This is a genomic window from Streptomyces sp. NPDC086554, assembly GCF_040686095.1.
Lineage (GTDB): Bacteria > Actinomycetota > Actinomycetes > Streptomycetales > Streptomycetaceae > Streptomyces.
The window spans coordinates 39,658-60,126 of sequence record NZ_JBFBJK010000039.1 but is presented as its reverse complement, the minus strand read 5'-3'; the positions used below and the strand labels follow the sequence as shown (position 1 = coordinate 60,126).

22 protein-coding genes are annotated in these 20,469 nt (G+C 70.7%); 8 read left to right on the top strand and 14 right to left on the bottom strand.

The features are described from left to right. Window positions 1-88 precede the first annotated feature (88 nt). Window positions 89-664 (bottom strand): TetR/AcrR family transcriptional regulator, encoded by a 576-nt coding sequence (locus AB0O76_RS40460; protein WP_365502108.1) that lies wholly within the window; start codon window positions 662-664, stop codon window positions 89-91. Between the two features lie 170 nt (window positions 665-834). Between AB0O76_RS40460 and AB0O76_RS40455 the strand changes: the two genes are divergently transcribed. Both AB0O76_RS40455 and rph read left to right on the top strand, forming a co-directional pair. Further along, window positions 835-1,224 (top strand): DUF3995 domain-containing protein, encoded by a 390-nt coding sequence (locus AB0O76_RS40455; RefSeq protein WP_365502106.1) that lies wholly within the window; start codon window positions 835-837, stop codon window positions 1,222-1,224. 66 nt (window positions 1,225-1,290) lie between these two features. Then, the gene (gene rph / locus AB0O76_RS40450; protein WP_365502104.1) at window positions 1,291-3,909 is read left to right on the top strand and encodes a rifamycin-inactivating phosphotransferase; all 2,619 of its coding nucleotides are present in this window, start codon (window positions 1,291-1,293) and stop codon (window positions 3,907-3,909) included. Between the two features lie 4 nt (window positions 3,910-3,913). Here rph and AB0O76_RS40445 read toward each other — a convergent pair whose 3' ends face one another. Continuing rightward, window positions 3,914-5,062, bottom strand: a complete 1,149-nt coding sequence (locus AB0O76_RS40445; RefSeq protein ID WP_365502112.1) for an MFS transporter — start codon at window positions 5,060-5,062, stop codon at window positions 3,914-3,916. A 54-nt stretch (window positions 5,063-5,116) separates the two neighbouring features. On the opposite strand from AB0O76_RS40445, the gene AB0O76_RS40440 reads away from it, so the two are divergent. Further along, complete coding sequence (locus AB0O76_RS40440; protein WP_365502102.1) at window positions 5,117-5,860, top strand: helix-turn-helix transcriptional regulator; 744 nt, start codon at window positions 5,117-5,119, stop codon at window positions 5,858-5,860. A 36-nt stretch (window positions 5,861-5,896) separates the two neighbouring features. Here the strand turns inward: AB0O76_RS40440 and AB0O76_RS40435 are convergent, their stop codons facing one another. The 3 genes from AB0O76_RS40435 to AB0O76_RS40425 all read right to left on the bottom strand — a co-directional run bounded on the left by AB0O76_RS40435 (window position 5,897) and on the right by AB0O76_RS40425 (window position 8,239). Continuing rightward, window positions 5,897-6,886 carry a nitronate monooxygenase gene (locus AB0O76_RS40435; RefSeq protein ID WP_365502100.1) on the bottom strand — a complete coding sequence of 330 codons (990 nt, stop codon included), beginning with the start codon at window positions 6,884-6,886 and terminating at the stop codon, window positions 5,897-5,899. 67 nt (window positions 6,887-6,953) lie between these two features. Next, window positions 6,954-7,535: a DUF2867 domain-containing protein gene (locus tag AB0O76_RS40430; RefSeq protein ID WP_365502098.1), complete on the bottom strand. Its 582-nt coding sequence runs from the start codon at window positions 7,533-7,535 to the stop codon at window positions 6,954-6,956. 95 nt (window positions 7,536-7,630) lie between these two features. Next, entirely contained in the window at window positions 7,631-8,239 is a 609-nt protein-coding gene (locus AB0O76_RS40425) for a helix-turn-helix domain-containing protein (RefSeq protein ID WP_365502096.1), read from the bottom strand. Window positions 8,240-8,348: 109 nt separating this feature from the next. Between AB0O76_RS40425 and AB0O76_RS40420 the strand changes: the two genes are divergently transcribed. Together AB0O76_RS40420 and AB0O76_RS40415 are read left to right on the top strand one after the other, a co-directional pair. Then, window positions 8,349-9,809: a cytochrome P450 gene (locus tag AB0O76_RS40420; RefSeq protein WP_365502094.1), complete on the top strand. Its 1,461-nt coding sequence runs from the start codon at window positions 8,349-8,351 to the stop codon at window positions 9,807-9,809. A 233-nt stretch (window positions 9,810-10,042) separates the two neighbouring features. Then, window positions 10,043-10,330: a hypothetical protein gene (locus AB0O76_RS40415; RefSeq protein WP_365502092.1), complete on the top strand. Its 288-nt coding sequence runs from the start codon at window positions 10,043-10,045 to the stop codon at window positions 10,328-10,330. A 30-nt stretch (window positions 10,331-10,360) separates the two neighbouring features. On the opposite strand, the gene AB0O76_RS40410 is transcribed toward AB0O76_RS40415, so the two are convergent. Next, window positions 10,361-10,597: a hypothetical protein gene (locus AB0O76_RS40410; protein WP_365502090.1), complete on the bottom strand. Its 237-nt coding sequence runs from the start codon at window positions 10,595-10,597 to the stop codon at window positions 10,361-10,363. A 56-nt stretch (window positions 10,598-10,653) separates the two neighbouring features. Further along, complete coding sequence (locus AB0O76_RS40405; RefSeq protein ID WP_365502088.1) at window positions 10,654-11,148, bottom strand: TetR family transcriptional regulator C-terminal domain-containing protein; 495 nt, start codon at window positions 11,146-11,148, stop codon at window positions 10,654-10,656. 27 nt (window positions 11,149-11,175) lie between these two features. On the opposite strand from AB0O76_RS40405, the gene AB0O76_RS40400 reads away from it, so the two are divergent. The 3 genes from AB0O76_RS40400 (at window position 11,176) to AB0O76_RS40390 (ending at window position 12,718) form a co-directional block, all read left to right on the top strand. Continuing rightward, complete coding sequence (locus AB0O76_RS40400; protein WP_365502086.1) at window positions 11,176-11,712, top strand: hypothetical protein; 537 nt, start codon at window positions 11,176-11,178, stop codon at window positions 11,710-11,712. Then, window positions 11,709-11,975 (top strand): hypothetical protein, encoded by a 267-nt coding sequence (locus AB0O76_RS40395; protein ID WP_365502084.1) that lies wholly within the window; start codon window positions 11,709-11,711, stop codon window positions 11,973-11,975. The genes AB0O76_RS40400 and AB0O76_RS40395 overlap by 4 nt, the downstream gene beginning before the upstream one ends. 227 nt (window positions 11,976-12,202) lie before the next feature. Beyond that, on the top strand, window positions 12,203-12,718 hold the full coding sequence (locus tag AB0O76_RS40390) for a hypothetical protein (protein ID WP_365502082.1): 516 nt from the start codon (window positions 12,203-12,205) through the stop codon (window positions 12,716-12,718). Window positions 12,719-12,816: 98 nt separating this feature from the next. Here the strand turns inward: AB0O76_RS40390 and AB0O76_RS40385 are convergent, their stop codons facing one another. The 7 genes from AB0O76_RS40385 to AB0O76_RS40355 are packed head-to-tail and all read right to left on the bottom strand — an operon-like array spanning window position 12,817 to window position 20,458. Next, window positions 12,817-14,058 carry a glycosyltransferase gene (locus tag AB0O76_RS40385; RefSeq protein WP_365502080.1) on the bottom strand — a complete coding sequence of 414 codons (1,242 nt, stop codon included), beginning with the start codon at window positions 14,056-14,058 and terminating at the stop codon, window positions 12,817-12,819. Continuing rightward, window positions 14,058-14,903, bottom strand: a complete 846-nt coding sequence (locus AB0O76_RS40380; protein ID WP_365502078.1) for a MerR family transcriptional regulator — start codon at window positions 14,901-14,903, stop codon at window positions 14,058-14,060. Before AB0O76_RS40380 ends, AB0O76_RS40385 begins: the two co-directional genes overlap by 1 nt. Next, on the bottom strand, window positions 14,900-15,625 hold the full coding sequence (locus AB0O76_RS40375; RefSeq protein ID WP_365502076.1) for a helix-turn-helix domain-containing protein: 726 nt from the start codon (window positions 15,623-15,625) through the stop codon (window positions 14,900-14,902). Before AB0O76_RS40375 ends, AB0O76_RS40380 begins: the two co-directional genes overlap by 4 nt. A 52-nt stretch (window positions 15,626-15,677) precedes the next feature. Beyond that, entirely contained in the window at window positions 15,678-17,576 is a 1,899-nt protein-coding gene (locus AB0O76_RS40370) for a DUF2264 domain-containing protein (RefSeq protein WP_365502074.1), read from the bottom strand. Next, a complete protein-coding gene (locus AB0O76_RS40365; protein ID WP_365502072.1) occupies window positions 17,573-18,589 on the bottom strand; it encodes a hydroxyacid dehydrogenase in 1,017 nt (338 codons plus the stop codon). The genes AB0O76_RS40370 and AB0O76_RS40365 overlap by 4 nt, the downstream gene beginning before the upstream one ends. Before the next feature lie 37 nt (window positions 18,590-18,626). Beyond that, the gene (locus AB0O76_RS40360; RefSeq protein ID WP_365502070.1) at window positions 18,627-19,490 is read right to left on the bottom strand and encodes a carbohydrate ABC transporter permease; all 864 of its coding nucleotides are present in this window, start codon (window positions 19,488-19,490) and stop codon (window positions 18,627-18,629) included. Beyond that, complete coding sequence (locus tag AB0O76_RS40355; protein ID WP_365502068.1) at window positions 19,487-20,458, bottom strand: sugar ABC transporter permease; 972 nt, start codon at window positions 20,456-20,458, stop codon at window positions 19,487-19,489. The genes AB0O76_RS40360 and AB0O76_RS40355 overlap by 4 nt, the downstream gene beginning before the upstream one ends. Window positions 20,459-20,469: the final 11 nt, after the last annotated feature.

Below are 20,469 nucleotides of genomic sequence, written 5' to 3'. Positions count from 1 at the left end.
GGGGGCACCTCCCTGCTCGAGCGAAGCCGAGAGCTTGGGGGAGTGCGTGCCAGGGGTCGCGACCCCGGCAGGACCCATCGGACAGGCCCTAGCCCTTGGCGCCCGGAGAGTCGAGCAACCACCTCGTCGTCAGTTCGTGGACGTCCGCACGGCTGCGATCACCGTGGTCGGCGAGCATGAACTGGTCGGCGATATACAGCGAGAAGGTGATGAGGCAGCGGGCCTCGACTTCGTCCTCGTCGGTGCAGAACGCGCGAAAGAGCGAACGCAGGTAGTCCATGTGCCGGTTGTCGACGCGCCGAACTCGTTCGGCGACCGCCGGATCACGCCGGGCCCAGTCGCGAATCGCCAGGTCGGTCGTGACGTCCGTATCGAGCCCATCGCCGCTGTCGACGATGGCGAACAGGTGGCGCAGCCGGGCTTTCGCATCGCCGCCCTCCTTCTCGACGCGCGCCTCCACGTCCTCGGTGACCTCGCGCTCCCACCGGTCGAGCATCTCCTCCAGCAGGGTCCGTCGGTCGGCGAAGTAGCCGTAGAAGCCGCCCTTGGACACGCCGAGAGCCTTGGCCAGCGCCTCGATCTGGACGGCATCCGGGCCGCCCGCAGCGAGCGCGCGCAGCCCTTCGTCGATCCATTTGTGACGCGGGGTGCGAGCCACCGCCATGATCTGCTCCGTTCGCTTCGATCACCCATCTATACGACATCGTATAGATGGGTGTTAGGCTCTCATCTATACGAGGCCGTATAGATAGGCCGTATAGATCGCGTCAGCCTGCGCTGGAGGCATGGAAAATGGTCCGCACTGTGGCACCTGTGGTGTTGACGATTGCCCTCATGGCAATCGGCCTGTTGCACTTCATCTGGGCGTTCTCCCCTTGGCCGTTGAAGGACGCGATGACCTTCACCAAGACGATCGGCGGCAGCGACGACGGCGAGATGCCATCGGCATCGAGCACCATTCTGGTGGGTCTTGCACTGATCGGTGGCGCCGTGCTCACCCTCATGGTCAATGGGTCCATCCCGGCGGTCGGCCCGGAGTGGCTGCGACTGGTCGGCATGTACGGCCTGACGCTGGTTCTGCTCACCCGTGGCCTGGGTGGGTACTTCATGAACTCCGGGGCGGCCGACGAATTCCAGCGGCTGAACACTGTCCTGTATTCGCCGTTGTGTGTGGCGCTCGCCGGTCTTGGCGGCATTGTCGCCGTGGCTGCGAGCAGGCGTTAGCCAAAGGGCAAAGGCAAGGAGAGCTCTCTCCTTGCCAGAGAACTCGGCTGCCTCGGAGGTAGCGCAGTGATCGAGCAGTATGTGTTGGGTCTGCAAGAGGTTGACGAGACGCAGGTTGCGGTCGTCGGCGGCAAGGGCGCGCACCTGGGCGGTCTTTCGCGGATCGTGGGCATCCGGGTGCCGGACGGCTTTTGCGTGACGACGGACGCCTTCCGGCGGATCATGGCGGAAGTGCCGTCGATCGACGATCGGCTCGATCAGTTGTCGCGCCTGAACCCGGACGACCGGGAGGCGATCCGCACGCTCAGCGCGCAGATTCGCCGGACCATCGAAGGGATTGCCATCCCGGGCGATCTCGCGGCGTCGATCACCGGCGCGCTCGCCCGCCTCGGCGAGCAGGCCGCCTGCGCCGTCCGGTCCAGCGCGACGGCAGAGGACCTGCCGACGGCCTCCTTCGCCGGCCAGCAGGACACGTACCTGAACGTCGTGGGGCCGACGGCGATCCTCCGGCACGTGAGCCGGTGCTGGGCCTCGCTGTTCACCGAGCGGGCCGTGACCTACCGGCAGCGGAACGGCATCGACCACCGTACGGTCCACATGGCCGTGGTCGTGCAGCAGATGGTCTTCCCGGATGCGGCCGGCATCCTGTTCACGGCCGACCCCGTCACGGGCAACCGCAAGGTCGCCACCGTGGACGCGGGCTTCGGCCTCGGCGAGGCCCTGGTCTCCGGCGTGGTGAACCCGGACGTCTTCAAGGTGCGGGACGGCGAAGTCGTCGCCAAGGCGATCGCCGCCAAACAGCGTGCCGTTCACGCCCTGCAGGGCGGTGGCACGCAGGAAGTGGCGATCGACTCGCGGCGGCAGGGGCAACCTGCCCTGACAGATGCGCAGGTCGTGCGGCTCGTGCAGCTCGGGTGGCGGATCGAAGCGCACTTCGGCCGGCCGCAGGACATCGAATGGTGCCTGGTCGACGATGGCTTCGAGATCGTTCAGAGCCGACCGATCACGACGCTGTTCCCCGTCCCCGTCCCCGAGACCGGTGACCAGGAGAATCACGTCTACGTCTCCGTCGGTCATCAGCAGATGATGACCGACCCCATGAAGCCCCTGGGGTTTTCCATGTGGCAGCTGACGGCCATGGTGCCGATGCACGAGGCCGCCGGGAGGCTGTTCGTCGACGTCACCCGGCGCCTGGCCTCGCCCGCGAGCCGCGCCGGCCTCCTGGACGTCATGGGGAGAGGCGATCCGCTGATCAGGGACGCCCTGGAGACCGTCATCGACCGCGACGATTTCATCCCGACGCTCCCGGACACGGGTCCCGGCGCACCGCCGGCCGACGGACCGCCCGCCCCGATCGAAACCGATCCGGCCATCGTCACCGAGCTGATCGAGCGCAGCCAGGCCTCCATCGCCGCCCTGGAGCGCGACATCCGGACGAAGTCCGGACCGGCACTGTTCGACTTCCTGCTCGAGGCCTTCGAGGAGCACAAACGAGTCCTCAGTGATCCGCTGAACTTTCAGGCGATCATGGCGGGGATGGAGGCCACGTGGTGGCTCAACGACCAGTTGCAGGAGTGGCTGGGCGAGAAGAACGCGGCGGACACGCTCACGCTGTCCGCCCCCGACAACGTCACCTCGGAGATGGGCCTCGCGCTGCTCGACGTCGCGGACGTGATCCGCCCGCTTCCGGAGGTGGTCGCGTTCCTGCAGAGCGTCGAGTACGCCGAGGGAAACGCCTTCCTGGACGAGCTGGCGAAGCTCGCGGGCGGGGCCGAAGCGCGCGACGCCATCGCGTCGTACCTCGACCGGTACGGCATGCGCTGCGTCGGCGAGATCGACATCACGAGGCCGCGATGGCGCGAGCGCCCCACCACGCTCGTTCCGGTGATCCTCGACAACGTCAGGAACTTCGAACCGGGCGCCGCCCAGCGGCGATTCGAGCAAGGGCGGCAGAAGGCGCAGAAGAAGGAACAGGACGTGCTGTCCCGCTTGCGGGCCCTGCCGGACGGGGAGCAGAAGGCCGACGAGGCCAAGCGGATGATCGACCGGGTCAGGACCTTCATCGGGTATCGGGAGTACCCGAAGTACGACATCGTCAGCCGCTGCTTCCTCTACAAGCAGGCCTTGCTGGAAGAGGCCGAGCGCCTCGTACAGGCAGGCGTGCTTCCTGAGAAGGAGGACGTCTTCTACCTCACGTTCCAGGAGTTCCACGACGTCGTGCGCTCGAAGCAGCACCAGGTGGATGACCGGCTCATCAAGGAGCGCAAGGACGCGTTCCGGTCGTACCACGCGCTGACACCGCCCCGGGTGCTCACATCGGACGGCGAGGCCGTCACCGGGGCGTACCGGCGCGACGACGTGCCAGCCGGAGCCCTGATCGGCCTGCCGGTTTCCGCCGGGACCGTCGAGGGACGGGCCCGCGTCATCCTTGATATGGCGGAGGCCGATCTCGAAGCGGGCGACATCCTGGTCACCCCTTTCACGGACCCCAGCTGGTCGCCGCTGTTCGTCGGAATCGCGGGCCTGGTGACGGAGGTGGGCGGGCTGATGACCCATGGCGCGGTGATCGCCCGGGAGTACGGTTTGCCGGCCGTCGTGGGCGTGGAGCAGGCCACCCGGCTGATCCGGGACGGGCAGCGGATCCGCGTGCACGGAACCGACGGGTACGTCGAGATCCTGGCTTGACCGACTACGCCGAGAACTTGGGGGAGGGTTCGGGCAGTGTGCGGAACAACAGCCAGCTCAGGGCGGGCATCAGGATCAGTGGTGTCAGGGCGGTACGCAGGGAGGTCGCGTCGGCGACGCTGCCGATGAGAGGACTGACCAGACCGCCGATGCTGACGGTCAGCCCGAGGGTGATGCCGCTGGCGGTGCCTATACGTGTGGGCAGGTAGTCCTGGCCGAGGGTGACCTGCAGTGAGAAGGGGACGTACAGGCCGGCGGAGGTCAGCGCCACGAACACGTAGATCGCCGGGCCGGGTATGAACACGATCCCCGCGACGGCGGCGACCGTGACGAGGTACGACCAGCGGGCGACAGTGACCCGGTCCCAGCGGTTGGCCAGGTTGCCGCCGAGCACAGAGCCCACCGCGCCGCCGAGATAGAGCACGACCAGCGCCGCGGTGCCCGCTGCCGTACCGCCTCCCGAACGCTCCTGTGCGTAGAGCGAGATGAACGTGCTCAGGCCGATGAAGACGATGGACCGGCAGACCACGGCCAGCGACAGCTTCACGAACGACGCCCTGTCGTCAGCGCCCGTCGCAACTGCGGTGCCGGAGCCGCCGCGCACTGTCCTCTCCAGTGCGCGCAGGACAGGCAGGCACAGCACGCTACCGGCGAGGGCCGGCACCGCAAGCAGCGGCGACAGGCGCAGACCGCCGGAGGCGACGACGGCGGTGACCATGAGCGGCGCGGCGGCGAAGCCGAGGTTGCCGCCCAGGGAGAACCAGCCCATCGCGCTGTGGCTGCCCTCGCTGACGAGCCGCGCGACGCGGGCGGACTCGGGATGGTAGGCGGCGACCCCGACACCGGACACCGCCACGAACGCCAGCGTCAGAGCGTAGGAACCACTCAAACCGCTCAGGGCGATACCCAGTCCGCCGAAGATCGTACTCACCGGCAGGAGCCAGGGCATGGCCCAGCGGTCGGTGAGCGCGCCGAACACCGGTTGTGCCACCGAGGACAGCAGAGACGCGGCGAGCACGATGCCCGAGACCGCGGCGTAGCTGTAAGCGCGCTCGGCGACGAAGAACGGGACGAGCGACGCGACAGCGCCTTGGTAGATGTCGACGCAGGCATGGCCGACCGACAGCATGATGATTGATTTCTTCCTTGGCACATCGCCATGGTCATCGCCGAGCAACGTGTCGCGCTTCCGATAAAGTGCCAATCGATGACGGAAATCCGCCACGAGCCCGTAGCGCCGACCCGCACCCAGTGGCTGGCCCCCGGGGCCGCCATAGACGCCCACCGCCACGACGACCACCAGATCGTCTACGCAGGCCGGGGAGTGCTGGCCGTGACGACCAGCACGGGCTCATGGATCGCGCCGGGTACGCGCGCCATCTGGGTACCGGCCGGCACCGTGCACGCTCACCAGGCCCATGGCGAACTCACGCTGCACCTGGTGGGCCTGCCCGCGAGTGACAACCCGCTCGGCCTGGACGAGCCGACCGTGCTGGCAGTCGGCCCCCTCCTTCGTGAACTGATCCTCGTCCACACGCGCACCCCGCACGACGGCAGTCCCGAACGTGGGCGGCTGCGGGCCGTGTTGCTCGATCAGTTGCGGGCCTCGCCCCAGCAGCCCCTGCACCTGCCCACCCCGACCACCCCTCAGCTGAAGGCAGTGTGCGAGGTCCTGCGCACGAATCCGGCCGACGGCCGCACCCTGGCCGCACTGGGCAGGGAGGTCGGCGCCAGCGACCGCACTCTCTCCCGCCTCTTCAAGGCCGATCTCGGCATGACCTTCCCGCAGTGGCGCACCCAACTGCGCCTGTACCACGCTTTGGTCCTGCTTGCCGAGAACATCCCGGTGACCACCGTGGCACACAGGTGCGGCTGGTCGTCCGCCAGCGCTTTCATCGATGTCTTCCGCCGTATCTTCGGACACACCCCAGGAGCACATCAGCCCCGCTAGCCGGAGAGATTCTGTTTCGCCGGATGCCGAAGTTCCCTAACCCCGTGGCCGGTCGTTCGGCCGATGCCTTCCCGCACGGGTCAGCGCGTCCTCGGCCTGGGCAGCCAGATCGGTCACGAGGTCGGCCGCGGACGGCACATCGGTGATGAGGTCGACAGCCTCGCCCGCCCAGACCGGCAGGGGCGTGATCGCCCCTCGTGCCACGTCGTCCTGGTACTCCTGACGCGCCTGCGCGTCGCCGGCCAACTCGGCCTCCCGGCCGCGCCATCGGTCGAGATAGGGGTGACTCAGTGCGCGGGCGGTGTACCTGTCCGTCGACCAGCCCGCGCCGCGGGCGATGTCCAACACGGCGTTGCGTTCGGTGTCCTGGCCTCGGCCTTCGATGATCGCCGTACGGATCGAGCGGTCGACCAGGGCCTCGGCGGTGGCCTGGAAACGCGTGCCGATGACTGCGCCGGCCGCGCCCAGGGCCAGTGCCGCTGCCACGCCCCGGCCATCGGCGATCCCGCCTGCCGCCAACACCGGTACGGGCGCCGCGAGATCCACCACGAGCGGCACGAAAGGCAACGTGGACCGCCCGTGCCGCGCACCGTGCCCACCGCTCTCGGTCCCCTGGGCCACGATCACATCGGCCCCCACCTCCACGGCACGCCTCGCCTCATCCAGGTCGGTGACCTGAACGATCAGAAGCGCGTCGGACCGGCGGATCCGGTCGACGAACGGGCCCGGGTCACCGAAGGACAACATCACCGCGGCGGGCCGGAACTCCAGCGCACGGTCCACCGCATCGGCATCGATCCCCCAGGTCAGAAAGCCGACACCCCACGGCTCGGCAGTCCCCTCCGCGACGATCGCCAACTCGCGCTCCAGCCAGGCCCGTTCCCCGTGGCCACCGCCCACAAGGCCGAGCCCGCCCGCCCGGGACACGGCCGCGGCCAGCGCACCCCCGGCCGAACCGCCCATCGGCGCCAGCACGATCGGCTGCCGTACGCCCAACAACTCCGTCAACTCCGTCGACAACGCCATGGCCCCATCATGGCTCCCGCCCCGAAGCTGGAAGGAGAACGCTGACGCGGCCGTCCCGGCATCCGCTTCACGGCGCTGCCGCACGCCACTCGCGTTCGATCTTCCGCATCAGTGCCGGGTACACGATCACGTACCGGAAGGGTTTGATCACGGCCATGTAGGCGGCGCCGAACAGGCCGTTGGGCTTCGCCAGGACCGCCATCTGGCCGCGGTGTCCGCCGGAGCCGTCCGGGACCCAGCTCAGGTGCATCACGGTATGCACGGTCCCGTTGGCCAATTCCGCCGCCCACTCGTGCTCCAGCAGGTACAGCGGGGTGAACGGGAGCGCGGTGAACTCCGGCCCCGTCGGGACGTCGTGCAGGTCCTTGGGCATGCGGTTGCGCAGCGAGGCCACCCGGGTGCCGATGCCGGACTTCGGGCGGTCCCAGCCGAGCACCTTCCCGATCTTCCAGCGCGCCGCCCAGAGCGTGCGCACGACGAGCGGGGCGCCGTCGGGGAAGTTCCCGGAGACGGTCTGCGAGACCAGGCGGGGGAAGTCGTCGGGCCCGCCGGGGGTCGGCAGCGCCCACACGTCCTCGACCTGGAAGTCGCGAGTCAGTTCGTGGATACGCCACGGGCGTTCGGTGTGTGCGGTCTTCGGCAGTCTCATCCGGGAACCTCCGTGTCGGGGGGCATCGGCAGCGTGCGGCATCAGGCGCCCCTCGGATCCGGTGTGCGGGGCGCGGGTGGCAGACCGAGCACGCCTCACGGCGAGATCGCGCCCAGGAGTGCTCTCGCGCACAGGTCCCGCACCTCTTCCCTGGGCAGGTCCGGCTCCTCGAGCCACTCCAGGCAGACGGCCACCATGAACGCGAGCCAGCCGCGCACGGCCAGGCGGAGAGTCGGCAAGTCGTGTGCGGTGGCCGCCGCTTCGGGGTCCGCGGCCAGGGCTTGCAGGATCTGGTGCTCCTGGGCGGCGAGGCTCTCGCGGTAGACCTTGCGCGCGCTCGGGTCACCCGTCGCCTCGGCCCGGTGGAGGGCGCGGAACCCCTCCGCGTGCGCCTCGACGTAGGCGAGGAACGTGTCGAGCCCCGTGGTGACCTGCTCGCGGACCGGGATCCCGGGGACCGCGGCCGTCAGCCGCAGCATGCGCCGGCTCTCGCGCTGCACGACGGCGGCGAAGAAGTCGCTCTTGGTCGGGAAGTAGTGGTACAGCAGGCCGCGTGAGACACCGGCGATCTCCGCCACCCGCTCGACCCATACGTCGTCGTACGGATTCTGTGCGAAGAGCCGCGCCCCGGCGGTGAGCAGTTGCTCGCGCCGCTCCTCGGTGCTGAGTCTGCGGCGCGTGCGTTCCTGCGGGTTCACGGCCATGCGAGCACCTTACTTGACGTGGATTCAACAGGGGGACCAGACTGAAGTGCCTTATTGAATCCGCGTACAACAAGCTCAACGAGCGCGTGGCACAAGGGAGATGGCACTCATGGCGCAGTTGTCCGAGGTGGCGGAGCCGGAGGGTGCCCCGATGCCCAAGGGGTTCCGCAGTGCCGAGCTCGGGTGGCCGCGGCTCGACCTCGTTCCGCATCCGCCGCGCCGTGTGCCCCTGATCGGCGATGTCCTCGGCGCCAACGTGCGTACACCCGTGCAGGATTCGATGCGGATCGGGCAGGCCCTGGGGCCGATATTCCGCCGCAAGGCCTTCGGCAAGGAGATCGTCTTCGTCTGGGGTGCCGAGCTCGCGGCCGAGCTGGCCGACGAGTCACGGTTCGCCAAGCATGTGGGGCTCGGCGTCGCCAATCTGCGGCCGGTCGCCGGGGACGGCCTGTTCACCGCCTACAACCACGAGCCCAACTGGCAGCTGGCGCACGACATCCTCGCGCCGGGGTTCAGCCGTGACGCGATGGCGGGCTACCACCCGCTGATGCTGGACGTCGCCCGGCAGTTGACGGCCCGCTGGGACGAGCGCGAGGCGGCGGGACGGTCCGTGGACGTGCCGGGCGACATGACGAAGCTGACCCTGGAGACGATCTCCCGCACCGGCTTCGGGCACGACTTCGGATCCTTCGAGCGGTCCCGGCCGCATCCGTTCGTGACGGCGATGGTCGGCACGCTCTCCTACGCCCAGCGCCGCAATGTCGTTCCGCCCGCGCTCGCCCCGCTGCTGCTGCGCGGCGCGACGCGGCGCAACACGGCCGACATGGCGTATCTCAACCGCACCGTCGACGGCGTCGTCGCGGCACGGCGCGCCGCGCCCGACCAGGGCACCGGCGATCTGCTCGACCGGATGCTGGAGGTCGCCCACCCCGAGACCGGCGAGCGTCTTTCCGCCGAGAACATCCGCCGCCAGGTCATCACCTTCCTGGTCGCCGGGCACGAAACGACGTCGGGCGCCCTGTCGTTCGCGCTGCACTACCTGTCGCGCTCCCCCGAGGTCCTTGCCCGCGCACAGGCCGAGGTCGACGAGATCTGGGGTGACGTGGCGGAACCCGCGTACGAGCAGGTCGCCAAACTCCGCTATCTGCGCCGCGTCCTCGACGAGTCGCTGCGGCTGTGGCCCACCGCCCCCGGCTTCTCCCGCCAGGCCCGGCAGGACACGACGCTCGGCTCCACGCATCCGATGCGCGAGGGGGCCTGGGCGCTGGTCCTTGCGACGCTGCTGCACCGCGATCCGGCGGCATGGGGCGAGCGGCCCGAGACCTTCGATCCGGACCGGTTCGCGCCGTCGGCCGTCCGGGCGCGGCCCGCCCATGTCTTCAAGCCGTTCGGGACCGGCGCCCGCGCCTGCATCGGCCGTCAGTTCGCGCTGCACGAGGCGACGTTGGTCCTCGGTCTGCTGCTGCGCCGCTACGACCTGCACCCCGATCCGGGCTACCGGCTGCGGGTCGCCGAGCGTCTGACCCTCATGCCGGACGGGCTCACGCTGCGGCTCAGCCGCCGCGCCTAGCGCTCCGCGGGGAGTGCGGTATTCGTCTGCGGGTCCGTCGTGGCTGGTCGCTCCCCCAAGTTCTCGGCTTCGCTCGAACAGGGGGACCCCCTTCGCGGCGGAGCCGCACATCGGTACAGCCCCGCGCCCATTCGGGGCCCTGCCGAACCGCGATTGTCAGACCCATGCGCAAGAGTGGAAGGTCCACCGGTGCGCACCGCCGGCCGGACCGACCCGCGCTAAGGAGCTCTGCCATGACCAGCACGCCGACCCCTGAACTGGCCGCCGCCCAGGCCTGCTTGCGGCTGCTGCACACCGCACGTGCCGCGCTGACGGGCCCCGTCCCATCGGCCGCGGCGGCCTCGCTGCTCGCCGGGCCCATGGCCGAGGCCGACGAGGCGCTGCGCCGCGCGGGCCTGACGGGCAACGAGGCGGAGCTGCTCGCACGGATCTACGACCTCGATCCGCACCCTCCCACGCGGTCCGGGGACGACGGCCCCCACGTCTCCGGATCCGCCGTCTCCAGCTCGGCCTCCACTTGACCCCGTCAGCTGAGCTTCCCCGTGAACGCGTCAGCTCGGCTTCCACTTGAACTTGTCGCCGCCCACCCAGTGCACGACCTCCGGATCATCCGCGTCGTGCACGATGACGCCCGCCCGGGCGGCGACCTCCAGTACGTCGACGAGCCCCGTGGCCTCGCCGACCACCTCGCCGTCGATCTCCACGATGCGGAAGGGGGGTCGGCCGGGATTGACGCCAAGGACCGTGATCCGAGGATGAGTCACATGGAGGTTTGCGCTTTCGGTCATGCCTGGAGACTGCCACGCTCCGGGCCCGTCATGACCTGCCTGTTCGGCCGCTCGGGCTACGCGCCGGTGGGCTCGGGCCGTCCGATCAGCCGCTCGGCCGTCGAGCGGGCCGAGGCGAGTGCTCCCCCGCGGTCCGCGCCGCGCTGACCCAGGACGACACGGGTGCTCAGGCCGTCGAGCAGCGCGAGGAGTTCACCGGCACGGCCCGCGGCATCGTCCGCCGTGAGCACGCCCCGGTCCGCGCCCTGGGCGACCAGCGCCTCCAGGTCCTGCTGCCAGCCGTGGTCCAGTTCCGGTGCCGTCCGGCCCGCGAGCAGCGCGCGGCGTTCCTCGGCGAGCGCGGCCTCGCTCCAGCGCAGCGCTTCGAGCAGCAGGCGGTCCTTGCTGCCGAAGTAGTACAGGATGTGCCCGACGCTGGTGCTCTTCCCTCCGCGCGGGACGAACCACGCGGACCTGGACGACTTCGCGGCGGCCGCGCGGGACTTTGCCGACGACCGGCTGCGGGTGGGCCCGCTCAAGCTGTACGTCGACGATGTCGTCGAGCCGCGCACGGCCGCACTCCTGGAGCCGTACGCCGGGTGCGGCGGCACCGGGGTGACACGTTCTGTCCCCCGCACGAGTTCGCGGAACTGCTCGCGAAGCTGGACGCCCGGGGCTTCCAGTGCTTCGTGCACGCCACGGGCGACCGCGGCATCCGCACCGTCCTGGACGCCGTCGAGCACGCCCGCTCCCTCAACGGTCCGCGCGACGCCCGCCCAGGTCGTCGATATGCAGCCACACCACTGCGCCCCCGAGATCGCTACGCCAACTTCCTCGAGGCCGACCGCGGGTCCCTGACCGTCGGCAAACTCGCCGACTTCGTCGTCCTGACCCGGGACATCCTCCGCGCAGACCCGCAGGCGCCCGTCCCGACGTACCTTCCGAGATCCGGACCGCACCGGACTCGCACCACGAGGAGGGATCGGGACATACTTCCGGAGAACAAGGTGGCCGTGCTGTACGGGGCCGGAGGGCCGATCGGCGGAGCGGTGGCGCGCGCCTTCGCCCGCGAGGGCGCGCGGGTCCACATCGCCGGACGCACCGCCAAGACGCCTACGTCGACGGCATCGCCGTGAGCGACTTCCTCCGGCCGATCACGAACGCGATGCGTTCCCAGTTCCTCACCACCCGGGCCGCGGCCCGCCACATGACCGCACGCGGTGCAGGCGTGGTCCTCGCGTTCGGCGGTGGGCCTGTGGACTCGACCCATCCGGCGCTGCTCCTCCGTACAGCGACGCTGAGCGACGTGGGTGCCACCGCGGCGTTCGCGGCCTCCGACAAGGCCCGCACGATCACCTCCACGGACATCGACATCTCCTGTGGTGCCATCGTCAACTAGGGCGCATCCGCTGGTTGGCACCACGGCTCGCAGTCGCGGCGCATCGCTGACCTGCACATTCACCACCCCACCCATGCCGCGACGCCATCGACGCCACGGACTGCGCCATAAATGACTCGTCATGGCGCCACTAGTGTGCCATGATGGCATCACGAACGGCGCACCCTTAGGCCTCGCAGGCCGAAGGGTGCGCGTTTCACGGAGTGAGCCATCCAGGGGGTCGGATCATGGAGACAGCACAGAGTCAGGAGCAGAAGGCGCCCGGCGCCTTCGCCGCCTTCGCGCGCTTCGTGCTCTGCGGCGGCGGGGTGGGGATCGCCTCCAGCTTCGCCGTGGCGGGTCTCGCCGCCTGGATTCCCTGGGTCCTGGCCAACGCCCTGATCACGGTGGTCTCCACGCTCCTCGCCACCGAGCTGCACGCCCGCTTCACCTTCGGAGCCGGCGGGCGCGCGACCTGGCGCCAGCACGCACAGTCGGCCGGATCCGCGGCAGCCGCGTACGCGGCGACCTGCGTGGCGATGCTTGTCCTGCAGCAGCTGGTGGCGGCGCCCGGTGCGGTGCTCGAGCAGGTGGTCTATCTGTCCGCATCCGCGCTCGCCGGTGTCGCGCGGTTCGTGGTGCTGCGCCTCGTCGTCTTCGCGCGAAACCGCTCGCAGGCCGCGGCGAGCGTCCGCCCCGTGCACGCTGCCGTGGCCGGCGCCCCGGTGCCGGCCGACCCCGCGGTGCTCTGCTACGCCGCCTGAGTCATCGCTCGTCTGCGGCTGCGTCGTGGCTGGTCGCTCCCCCAAGTTCTCGGCTTCGCTCGAACAGGGGGACCCCCTTCGCGGCGGAGCCGCACTTGTCACAGCCCCGCGCCCCTTCGGGGCGCGCCCAACCCCTCCACCGCCTTGAGGACATGACCCGCACCGTCCTCCCCGCCCATCCGGCGGGCGATGCCCTCGGCCGCCACCCTCAGCGACTCCTCGCGCACGGCGCGGCCGAGCTGCTCGGCCAGGCGCTCCGCGGTGAGGTCCTTGAAGGGGATCGGCGTGGTGGCGGCGCCCGAGGCGGCTACGCGTGCGGCCCAGAACGGCTGGTCGGCCATGACAGGGACGGGGATCGCGGGGACCCCGGCCCGCAGCGCCGCCGCCGTGGTGCCCGCGCCCGCGTGGTGGACGACCGCGGCCATCCTCGGGAAGAGCAGTGCGTGAGGCACCTCGTCGACGGTGAGGATGTCGTCGCCGTGCGCCATCAGGCCCGCCCGCCCCTCCTGCAGCACTCCACGCAGCCCGGCCTTGCGCAAGGCGGCCACGGCGATCTCGCCCAGCCGTTCGCCCTCACCGGCGGCCATGCTGCCGAAGCCGATGAAGACGGGCGGCGGGCCCGCGCGCAGGAAGTCCTCGTAGGCGGCGGGCAGCGGGCGGCCCGGGTCGTGGTGCGGCCACCAGTTGCCGACGACGTCCAGGCCATCGCGCCAATCTCCGGGCCGGGGCACCACGGCCGGGCTGAAGCCGTGCAGGACCGGCCACTTGGCCTCTTCCCGCCGGCGCCGAACGGCTCCGGGCGCGGCCTCGGGCAGGCCGAGTCGGCTCCGCAAGTCCCGGACGGCGTCGGCATAGACGCGGTCCGTCATCCGCAGCGAGAAGCGGCCCATCGCGCGGTTGCCGGGGCCGCCGAGGGAACGGGCACCACTGAGGACCGGTGCGAACTCGCGTGTGGGGTGCGTGGGTTGCAGGTATACGCCCAGGGTCGGTACGCCCATGGCCTCGGCCAGCTGCCAGCCGAGCGGGGCCGTGGTCGTCGAGAGCAGCAGGATGTCAGCGCCGCCGCCGTGCTCCGCCGCGTCGACGAGCCCGGACCCCAGTTCGCGTACGAACGACGCGGCCGCCCGCAGCAGCTCCCGCTTGCCGCCGCTCCCGCCGCCGGAAGCGTGTGGGTCGGCGGGCAGCGGACGGAAGGCGAGGCCCGCGCCGCGGACGAGCGGCGCGAAGGTCTTCTGGGTGGCCAGGGCGACGTCGTGGCCCGCTTCGCGCAGCCGGGCGCCGAGTCCGGTGTACGGCGCGACATCGCCGTACGACCCTGCCGCGGTGATCAGGACGCGCATCAGCTTTCCTCGCTCTCAGCGAGTGACCCCAGGCCGGACTCGACCCCACCCTCAACCTCAGGTTTAGCTTTACCTTCAGGGTTGGCCCGGGCGTTGGCGAGCACCGCGGCACGCAGGAACATCGCCAGGCCGGGCCGCTGCTGGGAGGGCGGCACGACGAGCGCGAAGGCCCTCGGATCCTCGGCGAAATCGTCGGCGACACGGATGTGCATGTCGGGCGGGCACGGGGTGAACCAGCGGGAGATGTGCCTGCGGTGCTCCTCGGCAAGGGCCATCGCGCGCTCTCCCCCGGCGGGCTCTCCCGCATCGAACGCCGCGACGAGCCGCTCGCGCCACCGCGCCGCCTCGCTCATGAGCAGCGCCCAGTCCTCCTTGGAGTGGGCGGCGGCGCGGCTCATCGCCTCGCGGTGGCCTGCGCTGCCCTGCCACTTCAGCTCGGCCTCGGTGGCGTAACTCAGATCGAAGGTGATCTCCCCGAACACCTCGAACCGCTCCTGCGGACTGAGCCGTACGCCGGTCTGCTGGACCTCCATGGCCCGCTCGGCGACCTCCACCAGGCGCCCCAGTCTGCCGATCTGCTCGACCAGCGCCTTGTGCCGGGCGCGCAGCTGGTCGAGGGCGTTGGCCTGCGGGTCCGCGAGGATCTCCGCGATCTCCTCCAGGGCGAAGCCGAGTTCGCGGTAGAAGAGGATCTGCTGCAGGCGGGCCAGGTCGGCCTCGCTGTACAGGCGGTAGCCGCCGGGGCTGCGCTCGCTGGGGGTGAGCAGCCCGGCCCGGTCGTAGTGATGCAGGGTACGGACGGTCACCCCGGCGAACCCGGAGACCTGCCCCACGGTGTAACTCATGGACCTCGCCTTTCGTCGGACTGAAGCCTGCAGCCTGACGCGGCGTGAGGGTCAAGCCGGCCGCGCCGCAGCGAGCCCGGCGTGCGGCCCACCAGCTTGCGGACGGTGCGTGTGAGGTGCGCCTGGTCCGCGAAACCGGCGGCTGCTGCGGCCTCCGCGATGTCCGTACCGCCCTCGACGAGCGAGCCGATCGCGGTCCGCAGCCGCTCCCACTGCCGCAGCGTGCCGAGCGGGATACCCACCTCCGTGCGGACCAGCGTGCGCAGCCGCGCCGGGGAGAGCCCCACCTCGGAGGCGACGGCCTCGAGCCGGGCGGCCCCGCCGCAGGCCAGGACCGCATGCCGCACGCGTGCGTCGACGGTGGTCGGCGGCCCGGCGAACGCGGCCAGTTCGGCGCGCAGCGCAGCTCCGTCCAGCTGCGGCCCCAGCGCGTCGCGCAGCCTCCCCGTTCGCGCCCCGTCGAGCCAGACCGGCCGCACGGCGTGGGCCGCGCCCGGCACTTGCCACGGTTCGAGGAAGACGGCGGCGAAGCCCGACGAGGTGCCGCAGCCGTGCTCGAACCGCGGCGGCACCAGCACGCCCGCCCCGGCATCGGCCCCGACGGTGACGTGTCCACCGGTCGGCAGGACGAGCTTCCAGGCGGGATGCCGGTGCCGGGTCACCTCGTACGGACGGGATTCGGCGAAGACGGTGATGCCGTGCCCGGCGGTGAACGTGCCCATGGTCCGCCAGTGTGCCCAACCGCCGAGCCAAAAGCCCACCCCCCCTGAACCGTCAGCCCACCGGAGCCTCCAGGTGTTCCACGGCAAGGGGTTCGAAGGAGATCCGGGTGGTGGAGCCGTCGTCGGCCCACCGCACCTCGACCCCTTCGGCTGTCGCGTCCACGCCGGTGACCGCATCCACCAGGGGCCCGGGTTCCGGCTCCGCGGTGAGCAGGGCGAGGGCCGCGTAGAGGGATGTGCCCTCCGTGTCGGCGGTGAGGCGCGGCATGCGGGCCCACCGGGTGAACGCGGTGCCCTGGGGTGCGCGTTGTTCGTCCTGGGCGGTCCAGCCGTGCAGCGGATGGAGCGCGGAGTGCAGGTTCTCCTCGGGCCCGGTGGCCCAGCCCGTCTGTGTGACGCGGGCGCCGTGCGGTGCGCCGGTGACGCGGTGCACGCGCAGTTCGTACCGGCCCTTGGCCACGGTGACGCTCTCCACGCTCAGGCCCGGCACCATGGGCGGGCCGCTGACGAAGACCGGAGTGTGCCGGGACGCGGCCCAGCCCCAGTCCGCCCCGTTGTCGGCGCCGAGCGGCTTGATGCGGCAGCGGGCGCTGCGGATGCCCGCCACTTCTACGGCGATGTGGTTGTCCGCGGTGTTGCCGCGTGCCGTGGGGCCCGTGCGGGTGGAGTAGGCGTGGCGGGCGTAGAGCGGGTCCTCGTGCACGGCCGACTGCGCCTCGTGCGGGCGCGCGTGGTCGCTGCCGTGGTTGTGCAGCCGGACCACCCCGTCCGCGCGGGTGCTGTGCACCAGCAGTCCTGGCGCGGGCAGCGCGAGCACCCGGTCGCGGGTCTCGCTGGGCGCCGGTTCCTCCGTCGCCGTCCACAGGGGGTGGCCCGCCGGGGCGAGCAGGCAGACGAACGCCTTCGACGCCCAGTACGGCGACGCGGGCCCCGAGTAGTTCTGCAGGCTCGCCTCGTGGGGGCCGTGCCAGCCGAGGCTGAGCAGGCCGTCGTCGCCGACGGAGCCGCGGTCGAGGAAGTAGCGCAGCGATCCGCTCAGGAGGCGGCGCGAGGTGCCGGGGGTGAGCGGCGTGTGGCCGGTGACCGCGCCGAGGGCGACGGACGCCGCCGCGGCGAACCGGTAGGTGAGGGAGCGGCCGAAGTGGATCGGGGCGCCGTCGCCTCCGAAGAGGAGCCCGAAGCTCTCCAGGAGTTCACGCAGACGTGGGCCGTGGAACGCCAACTGGCGCTTTTCGTCGGACAGTTGGGCATCGAGTGTCGGGTAGAGGTGCAGCGCCCAGCCGTTGTAGTGGTCGAAGGCGCGGCCGTCGCCGTCGGCGTACCAGCCCTGGCCGCGGTACCAGCTCTCCAGGAGTTCGAGGGCCCGGTCGCGGATCCGGGCCGTCTCAGCGCCCCCGCGGCCCACCGACTCCAGGAAACCGGCCACGGTGTACGGGAAGAGGTACCAGTTGTTCGGTGCGGGGACGTGGCGGAGCGCGCCGCGCAGCCACTCCTCCGCGCGGTCCTGTACGTCGCCGTCGAGGCGGTCCCACAGCCAGGGGCGGGTCAGCCGCAGGCCGAGCGCCACGGAGGCGGATTCGACCATGGGCTGGCCCTGGATGTGGTGGTCGAGGATGACCGGCCAGGACTCGGTGTCGTCGCGGCCCGGTGTGCGGGTGCCCGCGGCGAGTCCTTGCGCGTACCGGTCGAGCCATCCGTGCGGGTCCTTGCCATCGGCGCCCGCTACCCGGAACGCGGCGGCGAGGAAGGTGCGCGCGTATCCCTCGAGGCCGTCCGACCGCACGCCCGACGCGGAGGGCCGTCCCGGCAGGTCGAGGAGGGCACCGCGCGGTGTCGCCCACTGCCGGGCGGCGCCCAGGAGGCCGTCGGCTGTGGCTTCCCAGTGCTCGCGTGTGTAGCCGGTGTGCGGGCTCAACTCCCGGTCTTCTTCGGGCATTCCGGGGATGCTCATGCGAGGTAGGCCAGCCTTTCGCGTCGTACGGGATGGGCGAAGCCGTCGCCCGCCGCCCAGCGGCCGAGCTCGGCGACGGCGAGATCGGCGAGGCGCCCCCACTCGTTGCCCTGCGATCCTGCGAGATGCGGCGTGATCGTGACGTTGTCGCAGTCCCACAACGGGTGGTCGGGGGGCAGCACTTCGGGGTCGGTGACGTCGAGGACGGCCCGGATGCGGCCGGTTGTGGCGGCCTCGGTGAGGGCCTCTTGGTCGAGCACGGCGCCGCGAGCGGTGTTGATGAGCACCGCGTCATGGCGCATCGCGGCGAGTAGGTCGTGGCCGACGAGGCCGCGGGTGGCGGGCAGCAGCGGTGTGTGCACGCTGACGACGTCGCTGCCCGCGAACAGTTCCTCGATGCCGACGGACCGTACGCCGAGCGCCGCCGCCTCCTCGTCGCTGACGTACGGGTCGTGCAGCAGCACCCTCAGGTCGTACGGCCGCAGGAGTTCGATCACCCGCCGGCCGATCATCGATGCGGAGAGGATGCCGACCGTACGGCCGTAGTTGCCGATGCTCTGCGAGACGCCGAGCCAGTCGTCGCGGCGGCGGGTGGCGCCGAACTCACGGGCGCGCTCGAGGACTTGCTTGCCGGTGAGCAGGATCATGGCGACGGTGTATTCGGCGACGGGCAGCGCGTTGGCCGCGGCGGCCGACGACACCTCGATGCCGCGCTCCCAGCACTCCCCGGTGATGTGCCCGCGTACCGATCCTGCGGTGTGCACGACGGCCCGCAGCCGGGGTGCCGCCGCGAGCGCGGCGGCGTCGAGGGGCGGGCAGCCCCAGCCGGTGACGAGGACCTCGACGTCCGCGAGCACGGAGCGGGCCCTCGCGGTGGTGAAGTCGTCGAGGACGGTGTCCGGCACCAGATCGCAGACCTGGCCGAGCGCGGTCAGGGCGCCGGGCCCGAGCACGGCCTTCGCCGCGTCCGGCGCCATGGCGAGCGCGGTGTGCGGACGGTGGCTGCCGTTCATCAACACGTTCCCTTTCACATGGCCCCTTCCCATTGGCTCACTTGACCGAGCCCGCGGTGAGGCCCGACTTCCAGAAGCGCTGCAGCAGGATGAAGGCGAGGATCAGCGGAAGCACCGCGAGGAGCGAACCCATGATCACCACGGGGTAGTACTCGGGCGAGACGCTTGCGGAGCTGTTCCAGGTGTAGAGGCCGAGGCTGACGGGATACAGCTTCTCGTCCGAAAGCATCACCATGGGCAGGAAGAAGTTGTTCCAGATGGCGGTGAGCTGGAAGAGGAACACCGTGACCAGGCCGGGGCCCAGCATCCGCAGGGCGACGCGCACATACGTGGTGAGCTCCCCCGCACCGTCCATCCGCGCGGCTTCGAGCACCTCGTCGGGAACGTACCCCTGGCTGAAGATCCGCCCGAGATAGACGCCGAACGGGTTGAAGAGGACCGGGATGAACACCGCCCAGAAGGTGTCGACGACGCCCGTGGCCGACGCCATCAGATACAGCGGCAGGGCGAGCACCGTCTGCGGCACCATCACCGCCGCGAGCACCAGGCCGAACACCTTCTCCTTGTGCCGGAAGCGGTACTTGTCGAAGGCGTACCCGCAGGCGACGCTGATCAGCGCGCTGATCGCGGCGCCGAGGACGGCGTACAGCAGGCTGTTGGTGTACCAGCGGCCGTACAGGCCGCCGTCCATCGCGAACAGGTCGCGCAGATTCTGTACGAAGGAGAAGTCGGCCGGCGAGAAGAAGTCGCTGCTGAACAGGGCGTCCCGGTTCTTGGACGCGGCGAGCACCAGCCACAGGACGGGCAGCAGGGTGTAGAGCACCGCGATGCCGACCACGGTGTTGACGACGGTGCGGCCCAGGAGGCGTGGGCGGCCCGCGGTGAGGGTGTCGGCGCTCATCGTGCGGCCTCCTTCTGGGAGCGGTTCGTCCAGCGGGTGACGCCGTACGAGAGGGCGACCGTGCACAGCAGCAGGATCACCGAAGCGGCCGCCGCCAGGCCGTAGTTGTTGCGAGTGAAGGCCGCGTCGTAGATGTACATGCTGGGCGAGAAACGCGAGTTGATCATCGGGGACGACTGGCTGAGCAGCATCGGCTCGGTGAACAGCTGCAGCGCCCAGATCAGGGTGAACATGGCGACCATCACGATGGATGAGCGCACCAGCGGCGCCTTGACCTGGAGTGCGGTGCGCACGGGTCCTGCGCCGTCGACGACCGCGGCCTCGATCACCTCGCGGGGTACGGCCTGCAGGGCGGCGTAGAAGATCACCATGTTGTAGCCGAGGTTGCTCCACAGGGCGATGTTCACGATCGACGGGAGCACGGTGTGCACGCCGAGGAAGTCGAGCGTGATGTCGCCCTTGGCGAGCAGTTCGACGACCGGGCTGAGCCCCGGGGTGTAGAGGTAGAGCCAGATGAGGGCGGCGATGATGCCGGGGACCGCGTGCGGCAGGAAGAGGCTCAACTGCGCCCAGGCGCGCAGCCGTACGACGCCCGAGTCGAGCAGCAGGGCCAGAGCGAAGGCGCCGATCACCATCAGCGGGATGTAGATGAGGCAGTAGAGGGCGACCAGGCCGAGGCTGCCGATGAAGGTCGGGTCGGTCAGGACGGCGGTGTAACTGCGCAGGCCGACGAAGACGGTGCGTTCCGGGCCGAAGCCGAGGCCGGGCTGGTCGTCGCTGAAGAAGCTCAGCCAGACCGCGGTGCCGACGGGTAGCAGGAAGACCGTCGCCAGCAGGATCAGGAAGGGGGTCATCAGGACGCCGCACGCCATGTGTTCACGGCGGCGCGCGCCGGCGCGGGCGCCACCTGCGGCGGTGGGGGCATCGGCCGTGCGGGCGGCGCGGGCCGGGGGCGCGGTCGTGGTCATCGGGGGTCACC